The 15,978-nt window shown below is 68.7% G+C and carries 14 protein-coding genes; 2 read left to right on the plus strand and 12 right to left on the minus strand.

Annotated features, from left to right (window positions below):
• Positions 1-43: 43 nt before the first annotated feature.
• The 4 genes from hutU to hutI form a co-directional block, all read right to left on the minus strand.
• Positions 44-1,717, minus strand: a complete 1,674-nt coding sequence (hutU, locus tag GGR03_RS04570; protein ID WP_183206339.1) for a urocanate hydratase — start codon at positions 1,715-1,717, stop codon at positions 44-46.
• A gap of 4 nt (positions 1,718-1,721) precedes the next feature.
• Positions 1,722-2,522 carry an N-formylglutamate deformylase gene (gene hutG / locus GGR03_RS04575; protein WP_183206340.1) on the minus strand — a complete coding sequence of 267 codons (801 nt, stop codon included), beginning with the start codon at positions 2,520-2,522 and terminating at the stop codon, positions 1,722-1,724.
• A 499-nt stretch (positions 2,523-3,021) separates the two neighbouring features.
• The gene (hutH, locus tag GGR03_RS04580) at positions 3,022-4,554 is read right to left on the minus strand and encodes a histidine ammonia-lyase (RefSeq protein WP_183206341.1); all 1,533 of its coding nucleotides are present in this window, start codon (positions 4,552-4,554) and stop codon (positions 3,022-3,024) included.
• Complete coding sequence (gene hutI / locus GGR03_RS04585) at positions 4,551-5,759, minus strand: imidazolonepropionase (RefSeq protein WP_183206342.1); 1,209 nt, start codon at positions 5,757-5,759, stop codon at positions 4,551-4,553. Before hutI ends, hutH begins: the two co-directional genes overlap by 4 nt.
• Positions 5,760-5,845: 86 nt before the next feature.
• On the opposite strand from hutI, the gene GGR03_RS04590 reads away from it, so the two are divergent.
• Together GGR03_RS04590 and GGR03_RS04595 are read left to right on the plus strand one after the other, a co-directional pair.
• Positions 5,846-7,210, plus strand: a complete 1,365-nt coding sequence (locus GGR03_RS04590) for a formimidoylglutamate deiminase (RefSeq protein WP_183206343.1) — start codon at positions 5,846-5,848, stop codon at positions 7,208-7,210.
• The gene (locus GGR03_RS04595) at positions 7,207-7,908 is read left to right on the plus strand and encodes a histidine utilization transcriptional repressor HutC (protein WP_183206344.1); all 702 of its coding nucleotides are present in this window, start codon (positions 7,207-7,209) and stop codon (positions 7,906-7,908) included. The genes GGR03_RS04590 and GGR03_RS04595 overlap by 4 nt, the downstream gene beginning before the upstream one ends.
• On the opposite strand, the gene GGR03_RS04600 is transcribed toward GGR03_RS04595, so the two are convergent.
• The 8 genes from GGR03_RS04600 to ccoG form a co-directional block, all read right to left on the minus strand.
• Positions 7,903-8,700, minus strand: a complete 798-nt coding sequence (locus GGR03_RS04600) for an ABC transporter ATP-binding protein (protein ID WP_183206345.1) — start codon at positions 8,698-8,700, stop codon at positions 7,903-7,905. The genes GGR03_RS04595 and GGR03_RS04600 overlap by 6 nt on opposite strands.
• Positions 8,697-9,473 carry an ABC transporter permease gene (locus GGR03_RS04605; protein WP_210291989.1) on the minus strand — a complete coding sequence of 259 codons (777 nt, stop codon included), beginning with the start codon at positions 9,471-9,473 and terminating at the stop codon, positions 8,697-8,699. The genes GGR03_RS04600 and GGR03_RS04605 overlap by 4 nt, the downstream gene beginning before the upstream one ends.
• A gap of 80 nt (positions 9,474-9,553) precedes the next feature.
• Positions 9,554-10,468, minus strand: coding sequence for an ABC transporter substrate-binding protein (locus GGR03_RS04610; RefSeq protein ID WP_183207028.1), 915 nt, complete (start codon positions 10,466-10,468; stop codon positions 9,554-9,556).
• Positions 10,469-10,755: 287 nt separating this feature from the next.
• Complete coding sequence (locus GGR03_RS04615) at positions 10,756-11,160, minus strand: host attachment family protein (RefSeq protein ID WP_183206346.1); 405 nt, start codon at positions 11,158-11,160, stop codon at positions 10,756-10,758.
• A gap of 176 nt (positions 11,161-11,336) precedes the next feature.
• Complete coding sequence (ccoS, locus tag GGR03_RS04620; protein WP_183206347.1) at positions 11,337-11,486, minus strand: cbb3-type cytochrome oxidase assembly protein CcoS; 150 nt, start codon at positions 11,484-11,486, stop codon at positions 11,337-11,339.
• Complete coding sequence (locus tag GGR03_RS04625) at positions 11,483-13,822, minus strand: heavy metal translocating P-type ATPase (protein WP_183206348.1); 2,340 nt, start codon at positions 13,820-13,822, stop codon at positions 11,483-11,485. The genes ccoS and GGR03_RS04625 overlap by 4 nt, the downstream gene beginning before the upstream one ends.
• A complete protein-coding gene (locus tag GGR03_RS04630; protein WP_183206349.1) occupies positions 13,819-14,310 on the minus strand; it encodes a FixH family protein in 492 nt (163 codons plus the stop codon). Before GGR03_RS04630 ends, GGR03_RS04625 begins: the two co-directional genes overlap by 4 nt.
• 1 nt (position 14,311) lies before the next feature.
• Complete coding sequence (gene ccoG, locus GGR03_RS04635) at positions 14,312-15,901, minus strand: cytochrome c oxidase accessory protein CcoG (RefSeq protein WP_246367583.1); 1,590 nt, start codon at positions 15,899-15,901, stop codon at positions 14,312-14,314.
• Positions 15,902-15,978 lie beyond the last annotated feature (77 nt).

Raw genomic sequence — 15,978 nt, forward strand, 5'->3', positions numbered from 1 at the left:
ATGGGCGCCGACGTCGCGGCCATTCGGCCAGCGACGTCTGCCCCTAGAGGATCGCCGGCAGATTGAGCCCGTTCTCGCGCGCGCAGTCGAGCGCGTCGTCGTAGCCGGCATCGGCATGGCGCATGACGCCGGTGGCCGGGTCGTTCCAGAGGACGCGCGCGATGCGCCGGTCGGCGTCTTCCGTTCCGTCGCAGCAGATCACCATGCCAGCGTGCTGCGAGAACCCCATGCCGACGCCGCCGCCGTGGTGCAGCGACACCCAGGTGGCGCCGGAGGCGGTGTTGAGCAGGGCGTTCAGCAGCGGCCAGTCGGAGACGGCGTCGGAGCCGTCCTTCATCGCCTCGGTCTCGCGGTTCGGCGAGGCGACGGAGCCCGAGTCGAGATGGTCACGCCCGATGACCACCGGCGCCGAGAGTTCGCCGTTGCGCACCATCTCGTTGAAGGCGAGGCCCAGCCGGTGCCTGTCGCCGAGCCCGACCCAGCAGATCCGCGCCGGCAGTCCCTGGAAGGCAATGCGCTCGCGCGCCATGTCGAGCCAGCGGTGAAGATGATGGTTGTCGGGCAGGATCTCCTTCACCTTGGCATCGGTGCGGTAGATGTCTTCCGGATCGCCGGAGAGCGCCGCCCAGCGGAACGGGCCGATGCCGCGGCAGAACAGCGGGCGGATGTAGGCCGGCACGAATCCCGGGAAGTCGAAGGCGTTTTCCAGCCCCTCGTCCTTGGCGACCTGGCGGATGTTGTTACCGTAGTCGAGCGTCGGCACGCCCGCCTGATCGAAGGCGAGCATTGCCTCGACATGGGTGCGCATCGACGCGCGCGCCGCCTTCTCCACCGATTTCGGGTCGCTCTCGCGTCGGGCACGCCATTCGGCCATCGACCAGCCGATCGGCAGATAACCATTTATTGGGTCGTGCGCCGAAGTCTGGTCGGTGACGATGTCGGGGCGGATGCCGCGGCGGACCATCTCGGGCAGGATCTCGGCGGCGTTGCCGAGGAGGCCGACCGACTTGGCCTCGCCGGTGGCGGTCCAGCGCTCGATCATCGCCATCGCCTCGTCCAGCGTCTCGGCCTTCTCGTCGACGTAGCGGGTGCGCAGGCGGAAATCGATCGAGTCCGGGTTGCACTCGACGGTGAGACAGGAGGCGCCGGCCATCACCGCGGCCAGCGGCTGCGCGCCGCCCATGCCGCCGAGACCGCCGGTCAGCACCCATTTGCCGGTGAGATTGCCGCCATAATGCTGGCGGCCGGCCTCCACGAAGGTCTCGTACGTGCCCTGCACGATCCCCTGCGTGCCGATATAGATCCACGAGCCGGCCGTCATCTGGCCGTACATCGCGAGCCCCTTCTTATCGAGCTCGTTGAAATGGTCCCAGGTCGCCCAGTGCGGCACGAGATTGGAATTGGCGATGAGGACGCGCGGCGCATCCCTGTGGGTGCGGAAGACGCCGACCGGCTTGCCGGACTGCACCAGCAGCGTCTCGTCCTCCTCCAGCGTCCGCAGCGACGCGACGATCCGGTCGAAATCGTCCCAGGTGCGCGCTGCCCGGCCGATGCCGCCATAGACCACCAGCTCGTTGGGGTTTTCGGCGACCTCCGGATCGAGATTGTTCATCAGCATGCGCAGCGGCGCCTCGGTCAGCCAGCTTTTGGCCGACAGCTCTGTGCCGCGGGCCGCGCGGACGGTGCGGGCGTTGTGGCGGCGGTCGGGAAGCGTCATCGGGTCAGCCTTTCAGTGCGGGCGCCAGCGCTTCGAGGCGGCGCAGGAGTTCGGCGAGAACGGGGCGCAGGCGCGCCGCCCGCGTCTCGTCATACGCAAAGGGCGGGGTCTCGCTGGCGAGATGGGTCGACTGCGCGAGTTCCATCTGGATCGTGTGAACCCCGTCGCCCGGCGCGGCATAGTGCCGGGTGGTCCAGCCGCCGCGGAAGCGGCCGTTGACGATGCTGGTATAGCCGTCCGCCGTCGCGCACACGCCGCGGGCAGCGAGCTCCACCAGCCTGTCGCAGGTTCGCCCGCCATCGGTGCCGATGTTGAAATCCGGCAGGATTCCCTCGAACAGATACGGGATGCGCGAACGGATCGAGTGGCAGTCATAGAGGATGGCAACGCCGTGGATCGCCTTCACCCGCGCGATCTCGGCGGCAAGCGCGGCATGATAGGGCGCATGGAACAGCTTCACCCGCCGCGCGACCTCAGCGTCGTCCGGCGCCCTGCCCTCCCGCCAGATCGGCTGGTTGTCGAAATCGGTCAGCGGCACCAGTGCCGTCGTCGTCTGCCCCGGATAGAGGCTCGCCCCGCCTGGATCGCGGTTGGCGTCGACGACGTAGCGGTGGAAGGTCGCGCGCACCGTCGTCACGTCCGGCAGCAGCCCGTCATAGAGAAGGTCGATGTGCCAGTCCGTGTCGCGCAGCTTCAGGCCTTCGTCGTTCAGGCAGGCGCGGATGTCGTCCGGGACGTCGGTGCCGGTATGCGGCAGGCCGAGAATGACCGGCGACGTGCCGCGACGGACTTCGACGGGGCTCATGCTGGGCCTCCAGGAAAGGCGAGGCATCGCAGCGATCGATCTCCACCCATGTGGGGGAGATGGGCGGCAGCCCAGAGGGGGGTGGTGCCGCACGATCTCCGGCGTGATCCCTGCTGTCGCTGGTTTTGAAAGCGATACCGTCCAAGACTAGCGCCCCCCGACACCCCCCTCTGCCTGCCGGCATCTCCCCCACAAGGGGGGAGATCGACGGCGCCGATGTCGTGCGAAAATCCTAGGACTCGAGCGGAGTCGCCCCGCTGCAGCGAGCGGCCGACGCCAGCGGATATGGCGAAGCATCGCAGCGACTGATCTCCCCCCTTGTGGGGGAGATGGGCGGCAGCCCAGAGGGGGGCGGTGCACGCCCTACTTCTGCCCGCCTTGATCCCTCCTCGCCGATAGAGAAGACGAGAGGCTTCGAGGAAGGCGCCCCCCGCTACACCCCTCTGCCTGCCGGCATCTTCCCCACAAGGGAGGAGATCGACGGCGCCGATGTCGCGCATCACGAGTCCAGTCCCGGCAACACGTCGCCGACGCTCGCGACCAGTGCGCCGGAGCGCACCAGCTCGGCCGCGGCGTCCAGGTCGCCCGCCATGTAGCGGTCGTCCTCCAGCGTCGGCACGACGGCGCGGATCGCGGCGTGGGCGTCGAGCAGTCGGGTGCCGGTCGCGAGCGGCGCGCGCAGATCGATGCCCTGCGCTGCGGTCAGCGCCTCGATGCCGATGATCGCCGAGAGGTTCTGCGTCATCGGCAGGAGCCGCCGGGCACCGTGGCAGGCCATGGAGACGTGGTCCTCCTGGTTGGCCGAGGTCGGCGTCGAGTCGACGCTGGCGGGATGCGCCATCTGCTTGTTCTCGCTCATCAGCGCGGCCGAGGTGACCTCGGCGATCATCAGCCCCGAATTGAGGCCAGGACGCTTGGTGAGAAACGGCGGCAGGCCGAAGGACAGGGCCGGATCGACGAGCAGCGCGATGCGCCGCTGGGCAATCGCACCGATCTCGCAGATGGCCAGCGCGATCTGGTCGGCGGCGAGCGCCACCGGCTCGGCGTGGAAATTGCCGCCGGAAACCACCGAGCCGTCGGACAGCACCAGCGGATTGTCGGTGACGGCTTTCGCCTCGATCACCAGCGTCGCCGCCGCCTGCCGCAGCACGTCGAGACAGGCGCCGTCGACCTGCGGCTGGCATCTGATGCAATAGGGGTCCTGCACCCGCTCGTCGCCGGTCAGATGGCTGTCGCGGATCTGCGACCCCTCGAGCAGGGCGCGCAGGGACGCCGCCGCCTCGATCTGTCCGCGATGGCCACGCAGCGTGTGGATCTCCGGATGGAACGGCGCGGAGGAGCCCATCGCGGCGTCGGTCGACAGCGCGCCGGTGACGAGCGCCGCCTGCGCGGCACGGAAGGCGCGGAAGAGGCCGGCTAGAGCCAAAGCGGTCGAGACCTGCGTGCCGTTGATCAGCGCGAGGCCCTCCTTCGCCGCAAGCGTCACCGGCGTCAGCCCCGCCGCGCGCAGCGCCTCGGCGGCGGGGCGCACGGTACCGTCGACCAGCACCTCGCCCTCGCCGATCATCGCGGCCGCGACGTGTGCCAGCGGCGCCAGATCGCCGGAGGCGCCGACCGAGCCCTGCCCCGGCACCACCGGCAGGATGGCCTTTTCCAGCATCGCCTCGATCAGCTCGACGATCACCGGGCGAACTCCCGAGGCGCCGCGCCCGAGCGACAGGAGCTTGGTCGCCATCACCAGCCGCACGATCTCGGGGGCCAGTGGCTCACCCACCCCGCAGCAGTGCGACAGGATGAGATTGCGCTGCAGCGTCTCGACGTCGCCCGGCGCGATCCGCACGCTGGCGAGCTTTCCGAAGCCGGTATTGATGCCGTAGACGGCGTCCTCGCCGGCCGCGATCTCGGCGATGCGCGCGGCACTGGCCTCGATGCCGGGCCGGCAGGCGGGGTCGAGCCGCACCGGCTCGGCGCCGCGATAGATGCGCTCCAGCGTTGCCAGCGTGACTTCGCCGGGTGTCAGCATGATCGTCATGGTGCGACGTCCCGGATCACCCGGTGCAGCGGGTTGAACCCGATCCGGTAGGCGAGCTCGGCCGGATGCTCGACATCCCAGACGGCGAACTCGGCGCATTTGCCGGCCGCGATCGTGCCGAGCTCGTCGGCGAGGCCGAGGGAGCGGGCAGCCTCGCGGGTAACACCGGCCAGCGCTTCCTCCGGCGTCAGGCCAAACAGGGTCGAGCCCATGTTCATCGCGAGCAGCGGCGAGGTCAGCGGCGACGAGCCGGGATTGCAGTCGGTGGCGAGCGCCATCGGAACACCTGCCTCGCGCAGCGCCGCGACGGGCGGCGCCTGCCGCTCGCGCAGCGTGTAGAACGCGCCCGGCAGCAGCACCGCCACGGTCCCCGCTTCCGCCAGCGCGTCGACCCCTTCCTGGGACAGATATTCCAGATGATCGGCCGACAGCGCGCCGTACCGCGCCGCAAGCGCCGCGCCGCCGAGATCGGACAGTTGCTCGGCATGAAGCTTGACCGGAAGGCCGAGCGCGCTGGCGCGCTCGAAGACGGTTCCCATCTCGTCGACAGAGAAAGCAATGCCCTCGCAGAAGCCGTCGACCGCGTCGATCAGCCCCTCGGCCGCGCCCTGCTCCATGCCAGGCAGCACCACCGCCTGGATGTAGTCGCCCGGCCGGCCCTGGTATTCCGGTGGCACCGCATGCGCGGCAAGGTAGGTGGTGACGACGCGCACGTCGCGCTCGGCGCCCAGCCAGCGCGCGACCCGCAGCATCTTCAGCTCGTCAGCGACGGTCAGCCCGTAGCCGGACTTGATCTCCACCGTCGTCACGCCTTCGGCGAGCAGCGCGTCGAGACGCCGCGACGCGCTGTCGAACAGCGCATCCTCGCTCGCCGCGCGCGTTGCCGAGACGGTCGAGACGATGCCGCCGCCCGCCGCCGCGAGTTCCTGGTAGCTCGCGCCGGCCAGACGCAGCTCGAACTCGCGGGCGCGGTTGCCGCCATGGACGAGATGAGTGTGGCAGTCGATCAGCGCCGGCGTCACCAGCCGCTGTCCGAGCCCCTCGGCCTCCTTGCCGTGCCATTCGGCCGGCAGGTCGGCAGCCGGGCCGGCAAAGACGATCCGCCCGTCGATCGTCGCCACCGCCGCGTTCGTCACCAGCCCGTAGGGCGCGCCCGACCGCTCCATGGTCGCGAGCGTCAGCTCGGTGAGAAGGCGTCTGGCCATGGCGCGCATCCGTCGGTTTCGGTTGAGCCAAAAACCTATTATGTATAGACATATACTGTCAATCGCGGCGGGGACGAGGTTAGCCGATGCGGATCAGGGCGGAACAGCTGCTGCTGGAAGACGGTTGGGCGCGCGACTGCCTCGTCACGATCGGCGACCACGGACGTATCACCGCGATCGCCCCGGCGGGTGACGATGAAGTTGCCGACCGCACTGTCCCCGTGCTGCAGCCGGCGCTGTCGAACCTCCATAGCCATACGTTCCAGCGCGCCATGGCAGGGCTCACCGAGACCCGCGGGCCGGAAGGCCGCGACAGCTTCTGGACATGGCGAGTCCTGATGTACCGGTTCCTCGACGTGCTGACGCCGGACGAGATCGAGGCGATCGCCGCCTTTGCCTTCATGGAGATGCTGGAGGCGGGCTTCGGCGCCGTCGCCGAATTCCACTATCTGCATCATGCACCGAACGGCGCGCCCTATGACGATCTCGGCGAGCTCTCGGCGCGCATCGCGGCCGCGGCAGCACAGACCGGCATCGGCCTGACGCTGCTGCCAGTGCATTACCGCACCGGCGGTCTCGACGGGCGGCCGCTTGCCGGCGGCCAGCAGCGCTTCGGCAACGATGTCGACCGGTTCCTGGCGCTGGTCGAGCGGACAAAGCAGATTGTCGGCTCCCTGCCCGCCGACACAAGGCTCGGCCTCGCGCCGCATTCGCTGCGTGCCGCCCCGACGGACGACATAAGGGTGCTCGCGGCTGCCCTCCCGGACGGACCCCTTCATATGCACGCCGCCGAGCAGGAGGCCGAGATCGCGGAAGTCCTCGCGTCGACCGGGCGCCGCTCCATCGAATGGCTGCTCGAGAATTTCGAGATAGACGAACGCTGGTGCCTGATCCACGCCACCCACATGACGCAGGGCGAAACCGAAGCGCTTGCCCGCTCCGGCGCAGTGGCCGGCCTCTGTCCGGTCACCGAGGCCAATCTCGGCGACGGCATCTTCGAGGGCGTCGCCTTCCTGGAAGCTGGGGGCAGCTTCGGCATCGGCTCGGACTCCAACATCCGCATCAGCGCCGCCGAGGAACTGCGCCAGCTGGAATATTCGCAGCGGCTCAAGCACAGAGGCCGCGCCATGCTCGCCGAGCCGGGCGGCTCCGTCGGCCGCCGCCTCTACAACGGCGCGCTTGAGGGCGGCGCTCGTGCGCTCGGCCGCGAGGCGGGTGCGATCCGGGTCGGCGCCTTCGCCGATCTCGTCGCACTCGACCCGCCCCGCTTCGCCGGCTCCGGCAAGGGCGACGGCATCCTCGACGGCTGGATCTTCACCGGCGGCCGCGACGCGGTGACGGATGCCTGGTCGGCCGGGCGTCACGTCGTGCGGGAGGGTCAGCACATCGACGCGGAGGCGCTGACCCGGCGCTATCGCACCGTGCTGGCCAAAATCATGGGGCGCCTGTGAAGCCCGGTCCCCGCTCCTCGTTCCGGGTCATCAAGGATGAGATCGCCCGGCGCATCGGCGAGCAGACCTGGAAGGCCGGCGCGCTGATCCCCGGCGAGGAGGCGCTGGCCGCCGAGTTCGGCGCAGCCAGGGCCACCGTCAACCGGGCGCTGCAGGAACTGGCGCGCGCCGGACTGATCGAGCGCAAGCGCAAGGTGGGCACGCGCGTCGCGCTGCATCCCGTCCGCCAGGCCCGCTTCGCCATTCCGCTGGTCGCCCAGGAGGTCGCCGCAGCCGGGGCTGCCTACCGCTACAAGCTGCTGGCGCGGGAAGCCCGAGCGGCGGATGCACGCGACGCCGAACGCCTCGGCGTCGCGCCCGGCGACATGGTCCTGCATCTGGAGTGCCTGCATCTTGCCGACGAGCGCCCGTATCAGTTCGAGGATCGGCTGATCAATCCGTCGGCCGCGCCGACGGCGATGGAAGAGAGCTTCGAGACCCTGGGGCCGAACGAATGGCTGGTCGGTGCCGCGCCGTTCTCGCGCGCCGAATTCACCTTCCTCGCCGCCCTGCCGAGCGCGCGCGAGTCGAGGATCCTCGATGTCGCAGAGAGCGAACCTGTCTTCGTCGGCGAGCGTCGCACCTGGCTGCTCGCCCGTCCGATCACCGCCGTGCGCATGGTACATCCGCAGAGCCACCGGCTGACGTCCCGTCTATGAGCGGGCCAGTTCGCCGCGATCGGCGCGGATCGCCTCGGCGCGGATCTCCTCGGTCAGCCGCGCGCGCATCTCGCTGAATTCCGGGCTCGACTTCATCTTGTAGTGGCGCGGATGCGGCAGGTCGACGGGCAGGATCGACTTGATCCGGCCGGGTCGCGCCGACATCGTCACCACCCGCGAGCCGACGAAGATCGCCTCCTCGATGTCGTGGGTGACGAACAGCACCATCTTGTGCTCGCGCTCCCAGATGCCGAGCAGGAGTTCCTGCATCAGCCCGCGCGTCTGGTTGTCGAGCGCGCCGAACGGCTCGTCGAGCAGCAGGATCTTCGGGTCGTTGGCGAGCGCGCGGGCAATCGCGGTGCGCTGCTGCATGCCGCCCGAAAGCTGCTTCGGCCAGTGCTTCTCGAAGCCCTTGAGACCGACCTGGTCGACATAGAAGTCGACGATCTCGCGCTTCTCTGCCTCGCCCATGCGCTTCTCGCGCAGGCCGAAGGCGATATTGTCCTCGACGCTCAGCCAGGGAAACAGCGTGTAGGACTGGAACACCATGCCGCGATCCGGCCCCGGGCCGGTGATCGCCTCCCCGTCCAGCGTCACCGTGCCGGTGGTTGGCCGGTCGAGCCCGGCAATGATGCGCAGCAGCGTGGACTTGCCGCAGCCGGACGGCCCAAGAATGGTGACGAAGTCGTCGGACGGCACGGTGAGGTCGGTCGGCTGCAACGCGACGACCGGCGCGCCGCCCTTCACGCCGGGAAACACCCGGCCGAGGCCGGAAATGACGAGCTCGCTCATGCCAGCCTCCAGGCGAAGAGCCAGCGATTGATCGACTTGAACAGGAAGTCCGAGACGAGGCCGATCAGGCCGATGACGATGATGCCGAAGATGATCTGGCCGGTCGCCATCAGTGCCTGCGAGTTGATGATCATGTAGCCGATGCCGGAGGAAGCCCCGATCAGTTCGGCGACGATGACGTAGGTCCAGGCCCAGCCGAGCACGAGCCGCAGGATTTCCGCGATGTCCGGCGCATTGGCCGGCACGAGGACGCGGCGCACGATGCCGCGATCGTTCGCCCCCAGCGTATAGGCGGCCTCCACCAGGTCCTGCCGCGTCGAGCCGACGGCGCCGGCCACCATCAGGGTGATCTGGAAGAACGAGCCGATGAAGATCACCAGCAGCTTCTGCGTCTCGCCGATGCCGGCCCACAGGATGAGCAGCGGCACGAAGGCGGAAGCCGGCAGATAGCGGGCGAAGGAGACGAAGGGCTCGAGCAGCGCCTCCACCGGCTTGTAGGTGCCCATGGCGATGCCGATTGGCACGGCGAGCGCCGCCGCGATGGTGAAGCCGCCGACGACGCGCCAGATCGTAATGCCGATGTCGCCGAGGAAACCGCGCTGCGACAGCAGGTACCAACCGTCACCCAGCATGGTTAGCGGATCGGCCAGGAAGGTCCGCGACACGAAGCCGCCGAAGGTCGCGAGCGACCAGACGGCGACGAACAGCACGAAGAACGAAAAGCCGAGGACGACGCGGGTGCGCGTGTCCACCGGCTGGAAGGGTCGGATCATCGTGCGGGGTCCGGCGCTTGGTGGGTCAAAAGCCCCTGCGGCCGGTTAGCACCGGCCGCAGGGGGACAATGGCGAATGCCTTACTGGATGAAGCTCGGGTCGGCCAGACCGTCGATTTCCGGCTTCTCGCGGATCACGCCGATGTCGAGCAGGAGGTCGGCGGCAGCATCCGAGAACTCGCGCCATTCGCCGGCGAAGAACGTTTTGTTGGCCTCCCGGTCCTGCCAGCGCAGGTGCGAGGCGGAGGCGGCGAACTGCTCGGCAGTCTGGTTCACGTCGGCGCCCATGATCTCGTAGGCCCGGGCCTGGTCGCTCTCGATCATCTCCAGCGCCTCGAAATAGCTCTCCGCGAGCGCCTTGGCCGCCTCGGGGTTTTCCTCGAGGAAGGCCGGCGTGCAGCCGACCGTGTCCATCACCGCCGGGTAGTCCAGCGTGGTGGCGAGGATCTTGCCGGAGTTGGGCGCGTCGCGCACCGTCGACAGATACGGCTCGTAGCTCATCGCCGCGTCGTTCTGCCCGGCGACGAAAGCCTGCGCCGCCGGTCCCGGCTCCATATTGACCACCGAGACGTCGTCGAGCGACATGCCGTTCTCGTTGAGCATCCAGGCGAGCAGGAAATACGGCGAGGTGCCGGGCGTCGAGGCCGCGATCGTCTTGCCTTTCAGATCCGCGAAGCTCTCGATGTCGCCGCGCACGGCGATGCCGTCGGCGCCGTAGCTCTTGTCCATCTGGAAGATCTGCGTCGCCGCGACACCGTTGGCGTTCCAGGCGACCCAGGTCTCGACCGTCGTCGCCGCGCACTGGATGTCGCCCGACGCGATGGCAAGGTGACGGCTCGCCTGCGGGATCTTGGAGAGCGTGACGTCGAGGCCGTTCTTCTCGAAGATCCCGGCCTCCTTGGCGAGCGTCAGCGGCGCGAAACCGGTCCAGCCGGACAGGCCGATATTGACGCTCGTGGTCTGTGCATGAGTGCCGGTGAGCCCGGCGAGAACCATGCCTACCGCGCAGCCTGTCTTTGAAAGCAAACCCATTTCGTCTCCCCTCCATTTGTCTACACAAATACAGACTGACGGAAGGCCGGTAGGCGGTCAAGCCGGTCGGCGGCGCTGCCCTGCGGATTGAATCGGCACCGAAAGAACGAATGATGTGCAGCCTGCACAACGGCGCGGCAGCGTGGCTTGTCGCGTGGTGGCGCCGGTCGACCGGCAGTCCGATCGCGGCCGGCGCGGCCCGCTTCGGAGCACGCGCCGGCCGGGGAGTCTATCGGCGGAAGCCGGCCCGATCAGGCCTTCTGAACCGCCTGGGCGATGTCGTCGACCGAATGGCCGGTCAGGTCCTTGGCGAGGTCGCCGACGATCTTGCCCTTGAGGTTCGCGTGGTAGTGCTTGCGCATCTCGCCGAGCGTGCGCGGGTCGGCGATGATGAAGACATGCTCGAGCTTGTTCTTGAGCGCCATCTGGTTGAGATGCTCGGCACTTGCGGCGGCGAAGGCGTCTTCGTCGCCGCGATGCGCGTCCGGATTGGCCGACGAGCTCTGATGCCGGGCGCCCGACCCGGCATTGCTGGCGTCGATCGTCGGGTCCGCCATCGGTGCGAGGTCGAGCTGCGTCTCGGTCCCCTTGTTGTGGAAGAGCTTGAGGTTCTTTCCGTCCACGACGGCTACGATCGTTCCGTTGGCAAGGATCATCGATAAAACTCCTGAATTGCCGGTCGGCACGATAAGGCCGGACCGGGGTGCGGCGAATGCCGCCACTGCGAGACGTTTCGCGGCGGGGTGCGTTCCCTCCGCGCATTCCAAGCGTGAGATTGATCAGGCCCTGACGAGGCGGCTCCGCCTCTGCGAACGGCGGGACCACCCTGCGGTCATGGCAATGGCCGATCATCCTCCAGCACCCGCTCGGCCGAGCCGTCGAGATCGTCGAACTGGCCGCTGTTGAGGCTCCAGAGGAAGGCCAACAGACCGAGGGCTCCAAGCCCCAGCGCTACCGGGATCAACACGATGAGAAGGTTCATGCCGCCTGCTCCTGCAAGGGCTGCGGCGACGCCACCGACCCGCTGGCCGCCGGCGTCTCCGGAAGCTGCTGCGGGGCCTGCCGGCCCGACAGCCGCCGCTCGCTACCGCCCCGGGTCAGCCGGAGACTGTTGCCGATCACGATGACCGAAGAGGAAGACATCGCGACCGCGGCGACGAGCGGGGTGACGTATCCCGCCACCGCCAGCGGCACGGCGAAGCAATTGTAGAGGATCGCCAGGCCGAAATTCTGCCGCACCAGGTCCTTCGCCCGCAGCGCGATGCGGTGCGCGAAGGGCACCGCCATCAGGCTGTCGCGCGTGAACACGAAATCCGCCGCCTGCCGCCCCGCGTCGCAGGCGGAGGCCGGCGCCATGGAGACGTCCCCGGCGGCAAGGCTCGGCGCATCGTTGAGCCCGTCGCCGACCATCAGCACGCGGTGGCCCTCGGCCTGCAGCGCATGGATGCGGCCGATCTTCATCGCCGGCGTCTGGGACGAGGCGAAGCGGTCGATCCCCAGTCCCTGCGCCAGACGGTCGACCGGGCCGGCGGCATCCCCGGAGAGAAGCTCGACGCCGAGACGCGCTCTCGCCAGCGCCCCGATCGCCGCCGCCGTGTCCGGACGCAGCGTCTCGGCGAGCACGAAACCGCCGCACGCGCCGCCTTCGACGGCAAAGGCCGGCCCATCGCCTGGCAGTGCCCCGCCGGGCGACGCGATTTCCGCAGCCCAATCGCCGCGTCCCAGCCGTACGAGGCGCCCGTCGTCGCTGCGACCCTCGATCCCGCATCCCGCGACTTCCTGAATATCGACGAGCGGCAGGGTCGGCCCCGCCCCCAGCCAGGCCCGAACGGCTCGCGAGGCCGGATGGGTGGAGTGGCCGGCAAGCGCCCTTGCCCAGGCGGCCGGAGCGCCCTCGCCGATATCGGCGCGGACGACGCGCGGGGTGCCGGTCGTCAGCGTGCCGGTCTTGTCCAGCACCACCTGGTCGATCTCGGCGAGCCGCTCCAGCGCCGAGCCGTCCTTCATCAGGATGCCCGCCTCGAACAGGCGTGACGCGCCGATCACGTGGACCACCGGCACCGCGAGGCCGAGCGCGCAGGGACAGGTGATGATCAGGACGGCGATGGCGATGTAGAGCGCGTGATACCAGTCGCCGCCCGTGGCGACGAGCCAGCCCAGGAAGCTGGCGGCAGCGAGGATGTGCACGGCCGGAGAATAGATCCGTGCCATCCGGTCGGCGATTCGGACGTAATGGCCGCGCCCGACCTCCGCCGCCTCCATCATCCGCACGATCTCGGCGAGGAAGGAGTCCTTGGCCGCCTTCAGCGCCAGCATGTCGAGCGAGCCGGTGAGATTCAGCGTCCCGGCCTCGATCCGGTCGCCGACGGCGGCGGCGGCGGGCTCGCTCTCGCCGGTCACCAGCGAGCGGTCGAGCGCGCTCGACCCGCGCAGGATCTCGGCGTCCACCGGCACCCGCTCGCCGGCCGCCACCCGCAGGATCATCCCGGGGCGGACCTCGTCCAGCGGCACGTAACGCAGCGCGTCGCCTTCGACGACGGTCGCGCCCTTGGCCGCCAGCCGGGCGAGACCCGTCACCGCGCTGCGGGCACGCTCGCGCATGCGCTGGTCGAGGAAGCGACCGATCAGCAGGAAGAACAAGAGCGTCACAGCCGCGTCGAAATAGGCCTCTTCGCCGCCGGTCAGGCTCTCGGCAAGGCTCATGGCGAGGGCGAGCAGGACGCCGAGCGAGATCGGCACGTCCATGTTCATTCGCCCGCCGCGCAGCGCCGCGAAAGCCGAGCGGAAGAAGACCTGGCCGGAATAGGCGATGGTCGGCACGGCGATCAGCGCCGAGACGAGGTGGAAGAGATCGCGGGTCGCCGCATCGGCACCCGACCAGACGGATACCGACAGAAGCATGATGTTGGCGGCGGCGAATCCGGCGACCGCCAGCGCCTTGAGCAGCTGCGCCGATTCCCGTTGCTGCCCGAGCACGTCGAGATCGCCGAGGTCGATCGACGTCGCCCGATAGCCGATGCGCTCCAGCGTCTCCGGCACGATCAGCGCCGGGCGGTCCGCCTCGTCGAGAACGACGGTCACCCGCCGCATCGTCAGGTTCACCCGCGCGCTGACGACGCCCTCGAGGCTCGCCAGGGCCGTCTCGATGGTCGAGATGCATCGCCCGCAGGAAATATCCGGAACGGCGAAAACGTACTGAACCGTCCCGTCGTCCTGAAGGCGGCCGGCATGCGCCAGCTCCTCCGCCTTGAGGAGCCGCGCCGGATCACCTGTCTCGCCGGCGACAACGGCCGCCAGTCCGCCGCCGCAACAGCTCATCGAGCCGCCTCCACGTGGAAGCGGATCCGCTTCTCCCAGCTCTCCGCCCCGGGGGTCTCGACGATCACGTCGGCCTCCCAGAGCCCCGGCGCCAGATCGGTTTCGCCGCCGTAGCCGCCTTCCCGCAGCGGCTGCAGTGTCAGGGTCCTGTCCTGCTGCGCGGAGGCCGGCCGGCCGATCGCAGCCGTCACTTTGCTCCCTTGCACGGGCTGGCCCTCACGGTCGACGAGAGCGACGACGAAACGTCCATCTTCGTAGCCCGTATCGACCGACCAGCCTCGCGCCGCCTGGCGCTCGCGGGTTTCTGTCACGGTGTTGAAGCGTTGGCTCTCGACGTAGGAATTGCCGACGACGAGGCCGCTCCAGGTCGAGGTCGCGAGGAACGCCATGGTGAAATTGACGGCGATGATCGTGCCGAAGAACAGCACCATGACCGCAGCCATATGCCGGCCGGTGAACTGGCTCGTGCCCAATAGACGTTCGATCATGTCAACGCTCCGGATTGTCGAAGATGGCGGTGTAGCTGTCGGATTCGGACGAGGCCGGGTCTTCCACGACGAAGCGGAACTCGGTGGAGCCCGGCTGCACCGCCTCCGGCCTCTGCGCCACGAAAACCCGCAGCGTGCGCAAGCGGTCGGGCTCGACGGGGACAGCGAACTCGGTTCCCGCCGGCTGGTCGATGTCGCTGACCTGCATCGCGGCGTTCGGCAGGCCTTCGAGCCGCAGCGTGATGGTCCGCGGCTCGGCGATCATGTTGAGCAGTTTGACGGTGTAGCCGTTGCGGATCGAGCCATCGCTGAGCGTTACCGCCACCGGGTTGCGGTCGTGCTGGACGGTCACCTCCAGCCGGTCTCGTGCCAGCAGCGCCGTCAACAGGACGATCCCGATTGCTGCCCAGACGGCGGTGTAGACCAACGTGCGGGTCCGAAGCAGCACCCGCCAATCGAAATGCTTGAGGCTGGCCGTGAAGCTACCGTCCGGGCCACGCACGCGGGCGGGATCGATCGCGCCCGTCGCCGGGTCGGTGGCGATCGCCATGTTGGCGTCGTAGTCGCGCAGCGTCGCGTAGGATATCAGGCCCCGCTCGCGCCCCAGCTTGTCCATCACGCCATCGCAGGCATCGATGCAGAGGGCGCAGGTGATGCAGGCGAGCTGCTGTCCCTCGCGGATGTCGATCCCCGTCGGGCAGACGGCGACGCAGGCGTTGCAGTCGACGCAGTCGCCGGCAGGAATGCCGGCGGCCGCCGCCTTCTTCGCGCCGTGAGTGCGCGGCTCGCCCCGCCAGTCGTTGTAGGTGACGACGAGCGAATCCTCGTCGAGCATCGCAGCCTGGATGCGCGGCCAGGGACACATGTAGATGCAGACCTGTTCGCGCATCAGCCCGCCGAGCACATAGGTCGTGGCGGTGAGGATCCCGACGGTCGCATAGGCGACGAAGGGCGCCGAGCCGGTCAGGAAGTCGCGCAGCAGCGTCGGCGCATCGGCGAAATAGAAGATCCAGGCGCCGCCGGTCGCCACGGCGATGACCAGCCAGGTCGCGTGCTTGAGAACGCGCTTGCGGACCTTGTCGAAGCTGAGCGGCGCCTTGTCCAGACGGATCCGGGCGTTGCGGTCGCCTTCGAAGAACCGTTCGACGACGAGGAAGAGGTCCGTCCAGACCGTCTGCGGGCAGGTATAGCCGCACCATGCCCGACCGGCGACCGAGGTGACCAGGAACAGCCCGACCCCGGCCATCACCAGGAGCCCCGCGACGAAGAAGAATTCCTGCGGCCAGATCTCGATGAAGAAGAAGTAGAAGCGGCGGTTGGCGATGTCGATCAGCACCGCCTGGTCCGGGGCGTATTGACCGCGATCCCAGCGCAGCCATGGCGTGACGTAGTAGACCGCGAGGGTCACCGCCATGATGATCCATTTCAGCCGGCGGAACCGACCCTCGGCGCGCTTCGGATGGATCTTCTGGCGGGGAGCGTAGAGCGGCTGACTCTGTTGTCGGGCCGCCGTGTTGACGGCTTGGACGTCGATCTTGTCGATGTCGGGCTGGTGCAGCATGGGATTGTCGAGACCTCGTCTCAGCCGCATAGCGGCCGGTATCGTCCCGCATAAGGAAGTGGCCGCAAGGCCACCTTGATCTGTGTCAAGCCGGCGGAGAACGGAGC

The sequence above is a fragment of the Aurantimonas endophytica genome (assembly GCF_014196845.1).
Lineage (GTDB): Bacteria > Pseudomonadota > Alphaproteobacteria > Rhizobiales > Rhizobiaceae > Aurantimonas > Aurantimonas endophytica.